This window comes from Nocardia sp. CA-107356, assembly GCF_050946365.1.
Classification (GTDB): Bacteria; Actinomycetota; Actinomycetes; order Mycobacteriales; family Mycobacteriaceae; genus Nocardia.
Window position 1 is genome coordinate 341,952 of sequence record NZ_CP191992.1, and the last position, 17,329, is coordinate 359,280.

At 64.6% G+C, this 17,329-nt stretch carries 14 protein-coding genes and 1 pseudogene; 8 read left to right on the plus strand and 7 right to left on the minus strand.

Annotation, left to right across the window (positions count from 1 at the left end):
* Window positions 1–45: 45 nt before the first annotated feature.
* Entirely contained in the window at window positions 46–2,343 is a 2,298-nt protein-coding gene (locus ACQP1G_RS01580) for an MMPL family transporter (protein ID WP_433197637.1), read from the minus strand.
* Window positions 2,344–2,584: 241 nt separating this feature from the next.
* Here ACQP1G_RS01580 and ACQP1G_RS01585 point away from each other — a divergent pair, with 241 nt between their 5' ends.
* From ACQP1G_RS01585 to tgt, 5 genes and pseudogenes are all read left to right on the plus strand, one after another.
* The gene (locus ACQP1G_RS01585; RefSeq protein WP_433197639.1) at window positions 2,585–3,178 is read left to right on the plus strand and encodes a TetR/AcrR family transcriptional regulator; all 594 of its coding nucleotides are present in this window, start codon (window positions 2,585–2,587) and stop codon (window positions 3,176–3,178) included.
* A gap of 38 nt (window positions 3,179–3,216) precedes the next feature.
* A complete protein-coding gene (locus ACQP1G_RS01590; RefSeq protein WP_433197641.1) occupies window positions 3,217–3,714 on the plus strand; it encodes an RrF2 family transcriptional regulator in 498 nt (165 codons plus the stop codon).
* Window positions 3,715–3,857: 143 nt separating this feature from the next.
* Window positions 3,858–5,582, plus strand: a pseudogene (locus tag ACQP1G_RS01595) (ABC transporter ATP-binding protein); the annotation flags it as partial.
* Between the two features lie 86 nt (window positions 5,583–5,668).
* Window positions 5,669–7,582: an ABC transporter ATP-binding protein gene (locus ACQP1G_RS01600; protein ID WP_433197643.1), complete on the plus strand. Its 1,914-nt coding sequence runs from the start codon at window positions 5,669–5,671 to the stop codon at window positions 7,580–7,582.
* A 208-nt stretch (window positions 7,583–7,790) separates the two neighbouring features.
* Window positions 7,791–9,032, plus strand: a complete 1,242-nt coding sequence (tgt, locus tag ACQP1G_RS01605) for a tRNA guanosine(34) transglycosylase Tgt (RefSeq protein ID WP_433197645.1) — start codon at window positions 7,791–7,793, stop codon at window positions 9,030–9,032.
* Window positions 9,033–9,204: 172 nt separating this feature from the next.
* Here the strand turns inward: tgt and ACQP1G_RS01610 are convergent, their stop codons facing one another.
* The gene (locus tag ACQP1G_RS01610) at window positions 9,205–9,987 is read right to left on the minus strand and encodes a queuosine precursor transporter (protein ID WP_433197647.1); all 783 of its coding nucleotides are present in this window, start codon (window positions 9,985–9,987) and stop codon (window positions 9,205–9,207) included.
* Window positions 9,988–10,016: 29 nt separating this feature from the next.
* Here ACQP1G_RS01610 and ACQP1G_RS01615 point away from each other — a divergent pair, with 29 nt between their 5' ends.
* Entirely contained in the window at window positions 10,017–10,538 is a 522-nt protein-coding gene (locus ACQP1G_RS01615; RefSeq protein ID WP_433197649.1) for a DUF4190 domain-containing protein, read from the plus strand.
* An 82-nt stretch (window positions 10,539–10,620) separates the two neighbouring features.
* On the opposite strand, the gene ACQP1G_RS01620 is transcribed toward ACQP1G_RS01615, so the two are convergent.
* From ACQP1G_RS01620 to ACQP1G_RS01630, 3 genes are read right to left on the minus strand one after another with little or no spacing between them, the layout of a single operon-like run.
* Window positions 10,621–11,316 carry an RDD family protein gene (locus ACQP1G_RS01620; protein WP_433197651.1) on the minus strand — a complete coding sequence of 232 codons (696 nt, stop codon included), beginning with the start codon at window positions 11,314–11,316 and terminating at the stop codon, window positions 10,621–10,623.
* A gap of 45 nt (window positions 11,317–11,361) precedes the next feature.
* Window positions 11,362–12,297, minus strand: a complete 936-nt coding sequence (gluQRS, locus tag ACQP1G_RS01625; RefSeq protein ID WP_433197653.1) for a tRNA glutamyl-Q(34) synthetase GluQRS — start codon at window positions 12,295–12,297, stop codon at window positions 11,362–11,364.
* A gap of 20 nt (window positions 12,298–12,317) precedes the next feature.
* Window positions 12,318–12,806, minus strand: a complete 489-nt coding sequence (locus tag ACQP1G_RS01630) for a DUF309 domain-containing protein (protein WP_433197655.1) — start codon at window positions 12,804–12,806, stop codon at window positions 12,318–12,320.
* 421 nt (window positions 12,807–13,227) lie between these two features.
* Here ACQP1G_RS01630 and ACQP1G_RS01635 point away from each other — a divergent pair, with 421 nt between their 5' ends.
* Window positions 13,228–13,437: a DUF397 domain-containing protein gene (locus tag ACQP1G_RS01635; RefSeq protein WP_433197657.1), complete on the plus strand. Its 210-nt coding sequence runs from the start codon at window positions 13,228–13,230 to the stop codon at window positions 13,435–13,437.
* A gap of 98 nt (window positions 13,438–13,535) precedes the next feature.
* On the opposite strand, the gene qcrB is transcribed toward ACQP1G_RS01635, so the two are convergent.
* Window positions 13,536–15,176, minus strand: coding sequence for a cytochrome bc1 complex cytochrome b subunit (gene qcrB / locus ACQP1G_RS01640; protein ID WP_433197659.1), 1,641 nt, complete (start codon window positions 15,174–15,176; stop codon window positions 13,536–13,538).
* A gap of 183 nt (window positions 15,177–15,359) precedes the next feature.
* Between qcrB and ACQP1G_RS01645 the strand changes: the two genes are divergently transcribed.
* Window positions 15,360–16,787: a wax ester/triacylglycerol synthase domain-containing protein gene (locus tag ACQP1G_RS01645; RefSeq protein WP_433197661.1), complete on the plus strand. Its 1,428-nt coding sequence runs from the start codon at window positions 15,360–15,362 to the stop codon at window positions 16,785–16,787.
* A 171-nt stretch (window positions 16,788–16,958) separates the two neighbouring features.
* On the opposite strand, the gene ACQP1G_RS01650 is transcribed toward ACQP1G_RS01645, so the two are convergent.
* A complete protein-coding gene (locus ACQP1G_RS01650; protein ID WP_433197663.1) occupies window positions 16,959–17,294 on the minus strand; it encodes a hypothetical protein in 336 nt (111 codons plus the stop codon).
* Window positions 17,295–17,329: the final 35 nt, after the last annotated feature.

Here is a 17,329-nt window from a genome sequence, read left to right on the forward strand (position 1 = left end):
CGCACTCGAATCCGGGTGCGGGGCCGAGCGGTCGATCAACTCCGATCAGCTGACGCCGACCGGCACCTTCACCGTCTCCGCGGACCGCTGCTGCAGCTCACGCAGCTTCGCGCCCTCGACGTCGATATCCGGCAGGATCCGGTCCAGCCACTTCGGAATCCACCAGGACCACTTGCCCATCAGCACCAGCAGCGACGGGATCACGACCATCCGGACGATGAACGCGTCGATCAGCACACCCGCCGCCAGCGCGAAGCCGAACGACTTCGCCGTGACATCGGTTTCCAGCAGGAACGAACCGAATACCGAGATCATGATGACCGCGGCCGAGGTGACGACCCGGGCGCCGTGGTGATAACCGGCGACCATCGCCTCCTTCGGCGACTTGCCGTTGACGAACTCCTCGCGCATCCGGGTCACCAGGAACACCTGGTAATCCATGGCCAGGCCGAACACCAGACCGATCAGCATGATCGGCAGGAAGCTGACCAGCGGATGCGGATCCTCGATCAGGCCGAGCTTGCCCTGCTGGAAGATCAGCACGGTCGCACCGAAGGTGGCCGCCATGGACAGCAGGAACCCGAGTGCCGCGGTGAGCGGTACCAGGATCGAGCGGAACACCAGGATCAGCAGCAGGAACGCGGCACCGGCCACGATTGCCAGATACGGCACGATCTTGCTGAGCAGCACGTGGTCGACATCGGCGAAGATCGCCGTGGTGCCGGTGATGCCGTATTCGATGCCGTACTCGGTCTGCATCTGTGCTTCGGCCTCGCGGGCGTCACTGACCAGATCCTTGGTTGCCTGGTTGTTCGGGCCCGACTTCGGCACGCCGTCGAGCAGCGCACCGGCCTTGTCCTCGCCACTCCACTTCGGCTCGGTCACGTAATCCATGCCCGAGTAGGACGCGAGCTTGGATCGCAGCGCGTCGACGGCGGCCTCGCGGCGCTCGGCGGGCACCTTGGTGAGGTCGACCGCGACGTTCAGTACGCCGTTGCTGCCCTCGCCGAAGCCCTCGGTGCGCAGCTCGTAGGCCTTGCGGATGGTGGAGGTCTTCGGCTGGCTGTCGTCGCCGGGCAGGCCCAGGTTCAGGCCGGCGGCCGGTGCGGCGAGTAGGCCGAGCACGACCACGCTGAGCAGCAGGGTCACCGCGGGCGCCTTGCCGATCAGGCGGCCGAAGCGCATACCGTTGGTGACCGACTTATCGTCCTCGGGATCGTGCTGGGCGACGATCGGCAGCTTCGGCTTGAACAGGAATCGGCCGAACGCACCGAGCAGCGCTGGCATCAGCGTGATGGCGGTGAGCACCGCGAATCCGGCGGCGATCGCACCACCCAGACCCATGAACGTCATGAACTGCACGCCGACGATGCTGAGGCCGCCGAGGGCGATGATGACGGTCAGACCGGCGAACACCACCGCGGAACCCGCTGTGCCGAGTGCGGTTCCGGCCGCCTCTTCCGGCGAATCCTGCACTGCCAGTTCATGTTTGTAGCGCGACACGATGAACAACGCGTAGTCGATCGACAGGGCGATGCCGATCATGGACGCGAGGAAGGTCGTGAAGCTGGGCACCTCGATGATCGAGGTGCCGAGGAAGATCAGCGAGGTGGCCGCGCCGAGGCCGATGATCGCGGTGATGATCGGCACGAAGGCGGCCACGATGGCGCCGAACGCGATGATCATGACGATCAGCGCGATACCCATGCCGATCTGCTCGGACTTACCGCTGGGCCCCTCGTTCTTCTGCGCGATCGAACCGCTCATCTCCACCTGCAGCCCGGCGTTGCGGGCGTCGCTCGCGACGTTGTAGGCCGCCTCGCGCTGCGCGTCGGTGACGTCGGTGAACTTCTTGATGGCGAACGGGACGCTGAAGAAGGCGACCGAATCCGGATCGGTCTTGCTCAGCACGTTCAACGGTGCGCCGCTGCACTTGGATGGGTCCGGATCCGCGATGCAGCCCGACTTCTCCGCGGCCTCGATGGGATTCATCACCGGCTTGCTGTGGTCGACGATGTCGAGCGTGCCGAGTTCGGCGATGAACGCGTCCAGCGACGCACGGTTCGCCGGATCGGTCAGCTTCTGACCTTCGGGCGCGGCGATGACATAGGTTCCGGTGACGGCGTCGAACTTGAATGCGTCCGAGGCGCCGGGAAAGTGCTTGTCGAGAATGTCATTGGCACGCGCGGACGGCAGCTCCGGCATGCTGAAGTCATTGGTCATCGGCTCCTTCAGCTGCGCGCCGAGACCGCCGAGCAGCAGGAACAGGACAAGCCAGACCGGAAGCACTATCCATTTTCTTCGGAAAGCGAACTTTCCCCATCTATAGAGATAAACGGACACGAGGGGTCTCCTAAGCGGACCTTTGCGAGCGACCGGCAAAGCAGTCGCGCGTGATGGCTGGGTACGTGCTGGTTCGGGCACGTAGACAGCACTCCGCGGGGTTGCCCTGCTGTACCCCGCCTCCAATTGACGCTTTCTGCCTACCGTGCGGTAGGTAGACTACCTAGGAGCTAAGCGGAGGTACAACCTCAATTCTGGTGGCAACGTTAGCTCAGCGCAGGAGCGATGAGAGGATCATCCCATGACTGTTCGCGACGCAAGCGACACTGTTGTCGCAGGTGGCGGCACAAAACTGGCAATTCGCGATGCCGCGGTGAAGCTATTCGGCGCCAAGGGATTCGAGCAGACGAGCCTGCGCGAAGTCGCAGATGCGGTAGGAATCACAAAGGCTTCGCTCTACTATCACTACGCCTCGAAGCTCGATCTGCTCCTGGCGATCGTCGATCCGATCATCGATCACCTGCGCGCGGTGACCGAGGATATCGATGCGGTCCCGCACGATGCGGAAGGGGTGCGCGCCGTTCTGCGCACCTATTTGCGCGGCATGATTCGCCACCGCGACGCCGGTGCGCTGTGTGTCCGCGACACCGTCGCGATCATCAATGTGATGGCCGACCGCTACCCGGATCTCATGGATTCCAGCCGGGTGCTGCGCGAATGGCTCGCCGGACCCGACGCCGACGATGTGGCCAAACTCCGCGCCAGTGCCGCGCTCGAGGTGCTCGGCGTGGCGCTGCTGTCCACCGAACTGGTGCCCGGCGTCGAGGATTCGGTGGTGGAACGCACGCTGCTCGATGCGGCCACCTGTGTGCTGACCGGCTGTCACACCGCGTAGATTCGTTCGCACACCTAATAGGCCAGGGAGTAGCCGCAGTGCACATCACCGCGAGGGTCGATTACGCGGTGCGGACCTTGTTGGAAATCGCCCGCGCACCGAAGACCGACAATGCCGTGATCGGCGCGACCGCCGTGCAGGTCGCGCCGGTGGTGAAGGCGGAGGCGATTTCGACCGCGCAGCACATCCCGCCCAAGGTGCTCGAAACCGTACTCGCCGAACTGCGCAGAGCTGATCTGGTGACCAGTAGGCGCGGCCCGGACGGCGGATACTGGCTGGCCCGCCCGGCCGCGCAGATCTCCATCGCCGATGTGATCCGCGCGATCGAGGGCCCGCTGGCCTCGGTGCGCGGCGAGCGTCCGGAGGATGTGCGGTATCCGGGTGCGGCCGAGCCGTTGCAGCGCGTGTGGATCGCACTGCGGGTGAATATTCGTGCGGTACTGGAGAATGTCTCCATCGACGACATCGCGCAGAACCGGCTCCCGGGTTTCGTCGAGGCGCTGACCGAGGATCCCGGTGCCTGGTCTCGGCGATAGTTCGAATCGAGTCACGCAGGCCGAAGGGCTCGCGGGCGCACACTGTTTCACTTTGCTGGTGATGGGCCGGAATCCAGGGCATCGGTGCTGGTCAGGAAACCTCGCGACGGATATCCGGGTTTCCCGGTAGCCTCCTTTTCATCATGCTGATCAGACTGCTTCGCACTTATCTAGCCCCTTATCGGGCGCAATTGGCGGGGGTCGTCGGCCTACAACTGATCGCCGTCATCGCTGTGCTGTACCTGCCGACCTTGAACGCCCACCTGATCGACAAGGGCGTCACCAAGGGCGATATCGGCTACATCTGGACCACCGGTCTGTGGATGCTCGCGGTCTCCGGTGTGCAGATCGTCGCGTCCGCCTGCTCGGTCTACCTCGGCGCGCAGGCCGCCATGGGCGCGGGCCGGGATCTGCGCGGGGCTGTGCTGCACCGGGTCGGCACCTTTTCCGCCCGCGAGGTCGGCATGTTCGGCGCACCGTCGCTGATCACCCGCAATACCAACGATATTCAGCAGGTTCAGCTGCTCATCGTGATGTCGGCGACCATCCTGGTGATGGCGCCGATCATGTGTGTCGGCGGCATATTCATGTCGTTGCGCGAGGACCTCGGGCTGTCCTGGCTGCTGCTGATCGCGGTGCCCGCGCTGGCCATTTCGATGGGTGCCATCGTGGCGAAGATGGTGCCCGGCTTCCGCGATATGCAGCACCGGATCGATGAGGTCAATCGCGTACTGCGCGAGCAGATCACCGGTATCCGGGTGGTGCGCGCATTCGTGCGCGAGCGCCAGGAGACCTGGCGCTTCGGGGTGGCCAACTCCGAACTCACCGATGCCGCACTGCGGGTCGGCCGGTTGATGGCGCTGATGTTCCCCCTGGTCATGCTGATCAGCAATGTCACCGCCGTCGCGGTGATCTGGTTCGGCGGGCATCTGATCAACGACAACCAGATGCAGATCGGCGCGCTCACCGCGATGCTCTCCTACATCATGCAGATCCTGATGGCCGTCATGATGGCCTCGTTCCTGGCCATGATGGCGCCGCGCGCGGCCGTATCGGCCGACCGGATCGGTGAGGTGCTCGATACCGAGACGTCGGTGGCCCCGCCGCGGCTGCCGCAGCCGTTCAAGGGCGATCCGGCGCTCGTCGATCTGCAATTCACCGAATTCGCTTATCCCGGCGCGGAGAAGCCGGTGCTCTCGGCCATCCGGTTCCAGGTCGAACCGGGCACGACCACGGCCATTGTCGGATCCACCGGCGCGGGCAAAACGACGCTGCTCAATCTGATTCCCCGGCTCATCGACGTCACCGACGGTGCGATCTACATCGGCGGCACCGATGTCCGCCATATCGACCTCGAGCTGCTGCGCGAACAGATCGGCCTGGTGCCGCAGAAGGCGTACCTGTTCTCCGGAACCGTGGCGAGCAACCTGCGCTACGGCAATCCGCATGCGACCGACGAGGACCTGTGGCGATGTCTGGAGATCGCCCAGGCCGCCGACTTCGTGCGCGATATGCCGCAGGGCCTCGAGACCCCGGTCGCGCAGGGCGGCACCACCGTTTCGGGCGGACAGCGCCAGCGGTTGGCCATCGCTCGGGCGTTGGTGAAGAAGCCGCGGGTCTATCTGTTCGACGATTCGTTCTCCGCACTGGACGTCGCCACCGATGCCCGACTACGCGCGGCCCTGCGGCCGGAGACCAGGGACGCCTCGGTGATCATTGTGGCGCAACGGGTTACCACCATCCGCGACGCCGATCAGATCGTGGTGCTCGAGGACGGTGCGATGGCCGGGATCGGCACCCATGAGCAGTTGATGCGCGATTGCGCGGAGTACCAGGAGATCGTCGCCTCGCAGCTCGGCGCCGAGGAGGTCGCGGGAGTCGCCCTCCTCAAGCGCATCGGATCGCCGCCCGATCCGACCGGGGACGGGCATCGCGCCCGGCAGGAGGAGAGCCGATGAGACCCGGAGCGGTGAATCCCGGTGCGCCGGATGCGAAGGCGAAGTCATTCGGTCCGTCGCTGAAGCGACTGTTGCGCAGGCTGGTACCCGAGCGCATGTATGTCGGCGCGATCGTCGGGCTGGCCATTATCTCGGTGCTGCTGAATACGCTCGGCCCGTACATCCTCGGCAAGGCCACCAACTTGGTCTTCGACGGTGTGGTCGGCCGTGGGCTGCCGAGCGGGATCACCAAAGAAGAGGCGATCCAGCACGCGCGTGCCTCGGGCAACAACACCTTCGCCGACATGCTCGGCGCGATGGATGTCACTCCGGGCGTCGGTGTCGACTTCGGCGCGGTCGGTCGGATTCTCATGCTGGTGTTGCTGCTCTATATCGGCGCGTCGGTCTTCAGCTGGCTGCAATCGTTCCTGCTCAATATCGTCATCAACCGCACGGTGAAGCGGCTGCGCAGCGACGTCGAGGACAAGATCCACCGACTTCCGTTGCGCTACTTCGATTCCACGCCGCGCGGTGACCTGCTCAGCCGCGTGACCAACGATGTCGACAATGTCTCGCAGAGCCTGCAGCAGACCATGAGCCAGCTGCTCCTTTCGGTCTTCTCGGTGCTCGGCATCCTGATCATGATGTTCTGGATCTCACCGCTGCTCGCGGTGATCGCCCTGCTCACGGTGCCCGCCGCCATCGTGGTCACCGCGCAGATCGCCAAGCGCTCCAAACCGCACTTCGTGAACCAGTGGAAGTACACCGGCATGGTGAACGCCCAGGTCGAGGAGGCCTTCACCGGGCACGAGGTGGTTACCGCATTCGGCCGCAACCGCGAGGTCGGCGAGGAATTCGATAAGCGCAACAGCGACCTCTACGAATCGAGCTTCAAGGCGCAGTTCATCTCCGGGCTGATCATGCCCGCGATCATGTTCCTCGGGAATGTGAACTTCGTGCTGGTGGCACTGGTCGGCGGTCTGCGGGTGGCGACGGGCAATCTGTCGCTCGGCGAGGTGCAGGCGTTCATCCAGTACTCCCGGCAGTTCAGCCAGCCGCTGACCCAAATCGGTGCCATGGCCAACCTGCTGCAATCCGGTGTCGCGTCGGCCGAGCGGATCTTCGAGATCCTCGACGCCGAAGAACAGTCGCCGGATCCGGTCATGGCCAACACCCGTCCGGTCGATCGCGGCCGAGTCGAATTCGAGGCGGTCTCATTCCGCTACGAACCGGAGACGCCGGTCATCGAGCGGCTGTCGCTGGTCGCCGAGCCGGGGCACGTGATCGCCATCGTCGGCCCGACCGGTGCGGGCAAGACCACACTGGTGAATCTGCTGCTGCGGTTCTACGAACTCGATGCGGGCACCATCACCATCGACGGGGTCGATATCACCGAGATCACCCGAGATCACCTGCGGTCGCGGATCGGCATGGTGCTGCAGGACACCTGGCTGTTCAAGGGCACCATTCGGGAGAACATTGCCTACGGCAATCCGAATGCGAGCCAGGCGGATATCCTCGACGCCGCTCGCGCCGCCTATGTCGACCGTTTCGTCCACGCGCTGCCGCACGGTTACGACACGATCATCGACGAGGAGGGATCGGGGGTCAGCGCGGGCGAGAAGCAGCTGATCACCATTGCCCGCGCCTTCCTGGCGAAGCCGTCCATCCTGGTCCTCGATGAGGCGACCAGTTCGGTCGACACCCGCACCGAGGCGCTGGTCCAGCACGCCACCGCGGCCCTGCGCCGCGACCGCACCAGCTTCGTGATCGCGCACCGCCTTTCCACCATCCGCGACGCGGATCTGATCGTCGTCATGGAGTCGGGCCGCATTGTCGAGCACGGCACCCATGAGCGTTTGCTGGAGGAGCGCGGCGCGTACTACCGCCTGTACAACGCTCAGTTCGCCGCCGCGGCCGCCGACGCCTGACCGGACCACCCGTCGGCGGCCAGGGACAGCGCTGTCGGATAGCGAATAGCTATCGCGCACAACGTGTGCCTTGTGCGTGACGCTCAGTGGTTGTGTGACAGCACTGGAATAGCCATTGACGCTGGTCGAGGGCGTTTGCGTGCAGGCGGACGGTGCGGGATTCGGATGTGGTGTGGGGCACGGCGCGGTGCCTGAGAAGATGGACGGCGTGGCTGATCCTGGAGCTTTCTCGTTCACCGTCGGCGCCCGCTTGGCTGGGCGGCACGGTCGAACGGGTGTGATCAGCACACCGCACGGCGATATCGCCACACCCGCGTTCATCCCGGTCGGCACCAAGGCGACGGTGAAGGCCGTGCTGCCGGAGACCATGCGGGAACTCGGCGCCCAGGCGCTGCTGGCCAATGCCTACCACCTCTATCTGCAGCCGGGTTCGGACATCGTGGACGAGGCGGGTGGACTGAGCAAGTTCATGAACTGGCCGGGCCCGACCTTCACCGACAGCGGCGGCTTCCAGGTGATGTCGCTCGGTGTCGGTTTCAAGAAGGTACTGGCCATGGAAGCGGTCGACGTCCGAAGCGACGATGTGATCGCCAAGGGCAAGGAGCGCCTGGCCACCGTCGACGACGACGGCGTCACCTTCCGCTCCCATCTGGACGGTTCGAAACACCGGTTCACGCCGGAGGTTTCGATGGGCATACAGCATCGGCTCGGCGCGGACATCATGTTCGCCTTCGACGAGCTGACCACCCTGCTCAATACCCGTGCCTACCAGGAGAAATCGCTACAGCGCACGCACGAATGGGCGCAGCGCTGCATCGATGAGCACGAACGGCTGAGCGCCGCGCGCGCGCACCGCCCGTACCAGGCGCTGTTCGCGGTGATCCAGGGTGCACAGTACGAAGACCTGCGCCGCAAGGCATGTCGGGAACTGGAATCGATTCGGGGCAGTGCCGGAACGGGTTTCGACGGCTACGGCATCGGTGGCGCGCTGGAGAAGCACAACCTGGGCACCATTGTCGGCTGGTGCTGTGACGAACTGCCCGAGGACAAGCCGCGCCATATGCTCGGCATCAGCGAGCCCGAGGACATCTTCGTCGCGGTGGAGAACGGCGCGGACACCTTCGACTGCGTGAACCCGTCCCGGGTTGCGCGCAATGCGGCGATCTATGTCGCCGAAGGCAGATTCAATATCAATACCGCCCGCTTCCGCCGAGACTTCAACCCGATCGACGACACCTGCGACTGTTATACCTGCGCCAACTACACCCGGGCCTATATTCACCACCTGTTCAAGGCCAAGGAGATGCTCGCCTCCACGCTGTGCACGATCCACAACGAGCGCTACACGATTCGGCTCGTCGACCGGATCCGCGAGAGCATCGATGGCGGTTACTTCAACGACTACAAGGCCGAAACTCTGGCCCGCTGGAAGGGCCGCAGCCCTGTCTGATGTGCCGCGCCTGCGGCGCGCGCGGCCCCCGGTGTCTCGCGTCCGAGCCGTCGAGACTCGCGCCTGCGGCGCCTGTGCTTCGACGGCTCGGTCGCGAGACGGCCACGAACTCCTCGCGTAAGACTCGCTCCGTCGGGGTTGCGTCCCGAGCGGAACTGCGGCATCACCGGAATCAGTTGAGTAGCGCGGGAGTTTCGCGCGGCGCGTAGCTCGGCTCGTGCTTCTTGAGGAAGGCGATCACCCGGTAGGTGATCGGCAGCACGATGACCTCGGCGAGCGTCTTCCAGATGAATCCGACGATCACATAGTTCACGAACTGTCCCCAGCTATCGATACCGATGGCGGTGGCCGCGATCGAGCAGAAGATCAGTGTGTCACCGAATTCGCCGACCACCGTGGAGCCGATCAACCGGGCCCAGAGGTGCTTTTCCTTGGTCTTCTCCTTGATCAGCACCAGCGTCGCGGAATTGAGCATTTCGCCGACGAAGTATCCGGACAGTCCGGCGGCGACCAGCTGCGGCGTGGTGCCGATAACGGACCGGAAGGCTTCCTGATTGTCGTAGAAGGTCGCGGCGGGCAGCTCGATGGCGATCGTGAAGCAGACGACCGTGAGCAGCAGGATGGCGAAACCGTAGTAGATGGCCCGGCGGGCGGCCTTGAAGCCGTAAACCTCACTGAGCACGTCGCCGATGATGTAGGCGAGGGGGAATAGGAACCAGGCGCCATCGGTGGAGATCGGTAGGACCTCGATGGGCCCGAGCTTCACCGAATGATCGGTGAAGAACTGGACGCCCTTGGTGGCGCAGATATTCGAGATGATCAGTGTCGCGGTGAACAGCGCGACGACGGGCGTGTAGTAGCCCCGCGCGGCGACGGCGAATGCCGCGTGGGCCGCCGCGGGGCCCCCAGATCCTGGGTGTTCTTCAACTGTCTTGGACTCACTCACGCGCTTCATCCAACCAGGTTGTGCAATAGGCTGTACCAATGACGAATCCCGGCGATTCCGACGAGTGGTGGAAGCAGTACGGCGGCGAAGGTGTGTCGCCGGAGGGTGGCGCCCAGGGGTCGGTACCGCAGTATCCGGAGACCCCGCCGCCCGGATCGGTTCCACAGTATCCTTCCGCGCCGCAGTACCCGCAGCAGCCAGCGCCGCAGCCGACGCCGCCGCAGTATCCGAGCTACCCGCAGCAGCCGGTCGCCGGTGCGCAGCAGCCGTACCCGCAGACGCCGGCCTACCCGAACGCGTATCAGCCGTACGGGTACCCGCAGCAGGCGCAGGGCACCAACGGGCTCGCGATCGGTTCGCTGGTCGCCTCGTTGGTCGGGCTGTGCACCTGCATCGGTTCGATCGTCGGGATCGTGCTGGGAATCATCGCGCTGAATCAGATCAAGGAACGCGGGCAGGAGGGGCGCGGTCTGGCGCTGGCCGGCATCTGGGTCGGTGCCGGTGGCATCGTGCTCGGCATCGTCTGGCTGATATTCAATATCGCGCTGTCTTCGACCTAGCGGTAGTCGAAAAAGTCTGTGCCGCAATAGAAAACAGGGGCGCTCCCGAGCCGGGAGCGCCCCTGTTCTTCGGATCTGCGGATCAGGCCTTGACGACCTGGGTGCCGCCCGCGAACTTATCGTGCCAGCCCTGCTTGTTCGGGTCCTGCTCGATGGTCACCGCGATGTAGATCGCCATGCCGATCGCGACCAGCTGGCCGAGGCACGGAATGATGTTGGCGATCAGGTAGAGGTTGCGCTTGAACGAAACTTCCGGCGTGATCTTGGCGGCGCCACCGGGTGCCACGACGCGCAGGCCGAGGATCTTCTTGCCCAGCGTGGTCCCCATATTGGTCTCCATCAGCACGAAGTACGCGATGGGGGCCGCGATGACCACGATGAAGCCGAGGATCGAGCCGATGATCCCGATCTTCGACAGGATGAGGTCGATGATGTATGCCGGGATGCCGACGATCAGCCCATCGATGAACCTGGCGCCGAAGCGGGGCAGCAGCTCACCCGGCTGGCCCGCACCGGGGCCCTGCTGGCCGTATTCACCGTACTGCTGCGGGTAGGGCTGCTGGCCGTAGGGATCTTGCGGCTGCTGACCGTATTGCGGCTGCTGACCGTATTGGGGTTGTTGTCCGTACTGCGGCGGCTGCTGGCCGTACTGCGGCGGCTGTTGCCCGTACTGGGGTGGCTGCCCCTGCGGGTACTGCTGGCCGCCCTGCGGGTACTGCTGCCCATACGGCTGCCCGCCTTGCGGATATTGGTTGGGGTCGTACCCACCGCTTGTCATATGTGTGTCCTCGTCAGTGATCAGGAGATCGGTCGATTGCGTACGTTACGGACATCGCGCGGGTTGCAACAACCCATTCTCGTCGAGTATCCACGGTTCCTCGGGCAGATGGGCCGGGTCGAATCCGTCGAGCAGCTCTGCGGGCGACACCGGGGGAAGGCCGAGTGAACAGGCCAGCGCCGCCGCCACCCGCTCGGGTGTATTGCCAAGGGCGAGTTGGTCGGCGAGTGTTACCGCGCCATCGCGTTTGGCCAGCCGCTTGCCTGCCATATTCAATACCAGCGGGACGTGCGCGTACCGCGGAACCGGGAGGTCGAGCAGGGTCGCGAGGTAGGCCTGGCGCGGTGTCGACGGCAGCAGATCGTCGCCACGGACCACCTGATCGATACCCTGTTCGGCATCGTCGACGACGACGGCCAGGTTGTATGCCGGAATTCCGTCGCCACGCCGCAGCACGACATCGTCGACCGGGCCACGGTAGCGCCGGTGTAATTCGTCGACGATCTCGAATTCGCTTGTCCGGCTGCGCAAACGCAGCGCGGCCTGGCGACCGTCGGCGTGATGCGCGGCCCGCTCGGCCTCGGTCAGATCGCGGCAGGTGCCCGGGTAGTGGCCGACCGGTCCGTGCGGTGCGGTCGCGGCCTGCTGGATTTCCCTTCGGGTGCAATAGCACTCGTAGGTGAGTCCGGCGGCCGTGAGCCGATCGATGGCCGCCGCGTAGTGGGGTAGCCGGTCGCTTTGCCGAACAACCGGGCCGTCCCAGTCCAGTCCGATCGCGGCGAGATCCGCCAACTGACGCTGTTCGGCGCCCGGCCGCACCCGATCCAGATCATCGATGCGGATAACGAAGCGTCGTCCGGTCGACCGCGCGAACAACCAGGCCAGCACGGCCGTGCGCAGGTTTCCGACGTGCAGATCGCCGGATGGGCTCGGCGCATACCTGCCTGCTGGAGTTCTGGTGGTTGCGGGCACGTTTGCCATGGTAGGGGCTGCGGCCTCGGTCAACGGATCCGCAGGTGCGGCTTGAGCCGGTCCTCGGGAATCGGTGTACCGCGCTCCAGCGCGGCCAATAGCGTCTCGGCGTGTGCGATCAGACCGACGCGGTCGATCCCGTATGGCACCGGGGTACCCGGATCCGGTGCGTAGGCGCGCAGCCGCGTTACCGCACGGGTGAGCAGCGTGCGCGCGCCTTTCGGATTCTCCCGCTGGATGTGGGTGAGTCCGACCGCATATTGCGCGAGTCCCTGCCACAGCATCCTTTCGGCGAACGGTCCGTTCTTCCACGCGGCCTCCAATACCTCGTGTGCGTTGAATGCCAGACCGTCATCGAGCAGTTGCTGGGCGTACGAAAGGGTTTGCTGGGGTGGCAAATTCAGATCATCCGGAATTCGCGGCACCCCGACGCTGCCGACCGGCATCGGTCGCCCGAACCGGTCGCGTGGGCGGGGATTGCGGGCGCGACCTGCCTCGTCGCGGTGGCGTTCGACCATGCGGCCCATCATCCACGGTCGATGCCGCGGGCGTCCACACGATCGGGACCGACCCGGATTTATTGACGGATCACGGAGCAATCACATCCGCAAAAAGTTTGCTGCCCAGCAAACATAGGAATGAATGTCATCTACCGGCAATGCCTCCGCAACTTTCTATCTTCGCAAGATTGGCAAATGCGATGGTTGAATGAGCAAGAGATCGGCAAATTCTCGTTGAACCTGCTAGTGTTTAGCGCGCGGGGGCGACCCCGCGAGGATAAATCGCCTCGAAGAGCATTGCGATCACGACGCACCGTGAAAGTCGCGCGCTTTGGCAAGGCGCACCGCGGGATTCGGCGTTCCGCGCCGGATGCCGGTGCTAGTTAGAACGATGTCAGAAGAATAATCTCGTTCTCGACGCAGCAAAGGAGCTAGTGCCGTGGAGGTTGACTTTACGGGCGCTGTGTGGCGCAAGAGCACACACAGTGGCCCCGACGGGAACTGCGTGGAAGTCGCTTTTCTCGTCGACGGCAATGTGGCGGTACGCGACACCAAGGACAACGGCAATGGTCCGCTGTTGGCGTTCGCGCCGGGCGAGTGGGACGCATTCCTAACAGGAGTGTCACAGGGGGAGTTCGGACGCGCCTGAAGAACAGTCACGTCTGAACCAATCAGCACGGGCCCCGGGTCGGCACGGACTCGGGGCCTTCGCGGGTCATCAGGAGCATTGTTCTTGGTGGCCCGTTCTCAATGACCCTGTCCGTTGCCGCCTCGGCCGTCGCCCTGATCCTGGGCGGCGCGTAGGACAGCGAGCTGCTTGCGCTCTTCCTCATGCTCGGCCGCCAGGTTGCTCCGGGACTCCTGCCACGGGTCGGGGCGGAAGAATCCGCCGGTGCCCGGCTTACCCGCCGAACCCAGCTGGTTCATCTTCTTCGGCACCGGTGCGCCCTGGTACGCCAACGGAATCGGGTGACCGTGCTCGTCGACCGGACCCAGCGGCTGGTGGATCTCGATGTACTCACCGTCCGGTAGTCGCCGGATGATGCCGGTCTCGATGCCGTGCTCCAGTACCGCCCGGTCGCTGCGCTGCAGGCCGAGGCAGATGCGGTAGGCCGCGTAGTAGGCCAGCGCCGGCAGGGTCAGAATGCCGATCCGGCCGACCCAGGTGGTCGCATTCAGTGAGACCTGGAATTTGTAGGCGATGATGTCGTTCACGCAGGACAGCGTCAGCACCACGTAGAAGGTGATCGCCATCGCGCCGATCGCGGTGCGTACCGGTACGTCACGTGGGCGCTGCAGCAGATTGTGGTGCGCGGTGTCCCCGGTCAGGCGGCGTTCGATCCATGGATATGCGATCAGCACCGTGAACACCAAACCCATGATCAGCGCACCCCAGAACGGTGCGGGCACGGTATAGCGGCCCGGATACAGCTCCCAGGGTGGGATCAGGCGCATCATCCCGTCGGTCCACATCATGTAGAAGTCCGGCTGGGTGCCTGCGGATATCTCGGCCGGGTTGTAGGGGCCGAATGCCCAGATCGGGTTGATCTGCAACAGGCCGCCCATGATCGCGACGACAGCGAGGGTGAACGCGAAGAACGCGCCTTGATCCAGCGAGAACACCGGCACGATTCGGGTGCCGATCACATTGCGTTCGGTACGGCCCGGACCGGGGAACTGGGTGTGCTTCTGATACCAGACCAGCGCGATATGCGCGGCGATCAGCGCGAGCATAATGCCGGGGAACAGCAGCACGTGCGCGATGAACAGGCGCGGAATGATGATCTCGCCCGGATAGTCGCCGCCGAACATCAGCCAGTGCATCCAGGTGCCGATGATCGGGATGCCGAGGGTGATGGACGAGAACGCCGCCCGCAGGCCGGTACCGGAGAGCAGGTCGTCCGGCAGCGAATAGCCGAAGTACCCCTCGAACATCGCCAGGATCAGCAGCAGCGAGCCGAGTACCCAGTTGAGTTCGCGCGGCTTGCGGAACCCGCCGGTGAAGAAGATGCGGAATAGGTGCACGATGATCGAGGCCGCGAAAAGCAGTGCGGCCCAATGGTGTACCTGGCGTACGAACAGACCGCCGCGGACCTCGAAGGAGATGTTCAGCGCCGTCTCGTAGGCGCGCGTCATGGTCACCCCGCGCAGCGGCTGGTAGGCGCCGTTGTAGACCACTTCGGCCATCGAGGGATCGAAGTACAGCGTCAGATAGGTGCCGGACAGCACCAGGATGATGAAGCTGTAGAGCGCGATCTCGCCGAGTAGGAACGACCAGTGGGTCGGGAACACCTTGTTGATCGACCGCTTGACGAACCTCGCGGCCTGATATCGCTCGTCGAAGGCGTGGGCTTGTTCGCCTACCTTGCGACCTACATCAATAGCCATGGCCGACACCCCCGCACTGGGTGAGTGGTGGTATGTGTTCTACTACAGACGGTAGCAGGGGATCGGGCGGGAATCGATAGCTTTCTCCGAGGCAATGTTGAACACCGCAGTGTGGAACAAGATCATTCAGTTCTTGCCGGTGCTGCCCGCCGCCCCCGGTAACCGGTGCCATATCGTCGAGCCGTGAGTACGTTGGCAGCCCAGGACGCGACGATGTACTGGCTGTCGAGCCGCACGCGCAATGACCTGTTCTTACTCTATTGCTTCGACGATTCCGGGCGGCCCAGCGTGGAACTGCGCGAGTTCGTCGCGCGGCGCAGTGCACGCATTGCCGATCTGCGCGTCCGGCTACACGAGCTGCCGCGCGATCTGGACTATCCGTCCTGGGTTCGGTGCGATTTCCGTGCCGAGCAATTTGTGGAACATTTCCTTCCGGAAGCGAATTGGCCGGGTGTGTGCACAGCAGTGGGCAAACTGCTCGGTACCGGTGTGGACGCGGCGGTGCGTCCGTGGCGATTGCACGTGTTCCGCGGAATAGACGGCGCGCCGCGGGGCGGGCCGGGACCGGCGATGGTGGTCGTGCTGCAGCTGTCGCATGCGCTGGCCGATGGGCGGCGCGGGACCGAGATCGCCAGGGCGTTGTTCGCCGAATCCGATCCGGTCGAGCCGGCTGCTGCGGCGCGCGATTCGATTGCTGCGGCGCTGGGCGTCCGCGGTCGACGAATCGGCACTGCGGCAAGGGAATTGGCGCCGGTGAGCGCCATACACGTGGATTCGGCGCTGGCGCTGTTGCGGATGCCGCTGCGCATCGCACGCACGGCGGTCCTGGGCTACCACGCCTTCCTGGCACAGCGCGAACTGGCCGAATTGACCACTGCGGGAAAGATTCCGGAGCCGGGACCCGGGTTCGCGCCGAGTCCGGTGAACCGGCCGGGCGCGCTGCACGGCAATCGGCCATATGACGCCCATCAGGTGCGGATGATCATCTGCGACGCCGTGCGGATGCGGATCCCGGGGCATACCGTGACAGTGGTCGCGCTGACCGCCGTCTCCATCGCGCTCGATCGCTACCTGACGGCGCGGGGTGAGCAGGTGGACCGACTCGGAGCCCAGGTGCCGATGGCGTTGTCCGGCAACCGGATAGCGGCCCGCAACAACTATCGCAGCCTCGGCGTCGAACTGTTCATCGATGAACCGGAGCCACTGGCTCGCGCGGATAGGATCGCCGCGGCGCTCGCCGACCGCCGCATCCGAGCCCACCATCCACTGCTGACAGCACAGGACCGCGTCACCGCGGTCACCCCCGCCCCGCTATTGCGTCGCGACGTCGACCGCTATCCGATCGATACCGTCCCCGACTCGATCGCCGGACACACCGTGGTCTCGAGCGTCCACCGCGGCCCCGCCGATCTGACCTTCGGGGGCGCATCCGTTCGCTTCACCGGCGGATTTCCGGCGATCGGTTCGGTCATGCACCTGACCCACGGTGTCCACGGCCTCGGTGACACGGTCACCGTCTCGGTCCATGCCAACACCGCCGTGCTGCCGGATATCGACACCTACACCGACCTCCTGCGTGCTGCGCTGAACGAGGTATGCGTACCGCGCTGATCCGGAGTTCATGACCCGGCTTGTCGAAGTGGAAGCGCCCGACGGCATGAACGTGGAGCCGCCGGCCGCCGCAAACCTGAACCCGCGCAAACACATCCGCTCGGTCGTAGCCCGCGGGCGGGCCGAGCGGATGTGCTGTTTTCCTACTGTGCGACGCGCGGATCCGTTCGGTCAGCTACTGCCGAACCAGCCTTTGGGAAACAGATTGTTCGAGCCCCAACCTGGAGGGAAGAAATTGCTCGAGCCCCAGCCTTGGTTCCATCCGTCGCATTTGTCTTTGTTCCATCGATCACTCTGCCAGCGGTCGATGCCCCAAAGGTCGTAACGGTCACAGTGTGGGTTATCAGTGCGCACTACACCGGGTGCGGGGGCCGGTGCCGCCATGGCGGGAACCGACACCATCGGAATCGTCATCGCGGCCCCGACCAGCGCGACCTTCGCGAGCCGCCGACCGGTGTCGGCGGCGGTCTTCCTGGTCATCATCGTGCCTTCTTCCGGCGAGTTCATCGCACGGATCCGACTCGCCGATTCGTCGAGCTGTG

Excerpts from the sequence above, each read along its gene's own strand:
- ACQP1G_RS01630 (WP_433197655.1), bottom strand. The coding sequence starts at position 12,806 with ATGGTCGAACGCCACCGCGACGAGGCAGGTCGCGCCCGCAATCCCCGC.
- ACQP1G_RS01615 (WP_433197649.1), top strand. The coding sequence starts at position 10,017 with ATGACGAATCCCGGCGATTCCGACGAGTGGTGGAAGCAGTACGGCGGC.
- ACQP1G_RS01585 (WP_433197639.1), top strand. The coding sequence starts at position 2,585 with ATGACTGTTCGCGACGCAAGCGACACTGTTGTCGCAGGTGGCGGCACA.
- qcrB (WP_433197659.1), bottom strand. The coding sequence starts at position 15,176 with ATGGCTATTGATGTAGGTCGCAAGGTAGGCGAACAAGCCCACGCCTTC.
- ACQP1G_RS01650 (WP_433197663.1), bottom strand. The coding sequence starts at position 17,294 with ATGAACTCGCCGGAAGAAGGCACGATGATGACCAGGAAGACCGCCGCC.
- ACQP1G_RS01610 (WP_433197647.1), bottom strand. The coding sequence starts at position 9,987 with ATGAAGCGCGTGAGTGAGTCCAAGACAGTTGAAGAACACCCAGGATCT.
- ACQP1G_RS01600 (WP_433197643.1), top strand. The coding sequence starts at position 5,669 with ATGAGACCCGGAGCGGTGAATCCCGGTGCGCCGGATGCGAAGGCGAAG.
- gluQRS (WP_433197653.1), bottom strand. The coding sequence starts at position 12,297 with ATGGCAAACGTGCCCGCAACCACCAGAACTCCAGCAGGCAGGTATGCG.
- ACQP1G_RS01620 (WP_433197651.1), bottom strand. The coding sequence starts at position 11,316 with ATGACAAGCGGTGGGTACGACCCCAACCAATATCCGCAAGGCGGGCAG.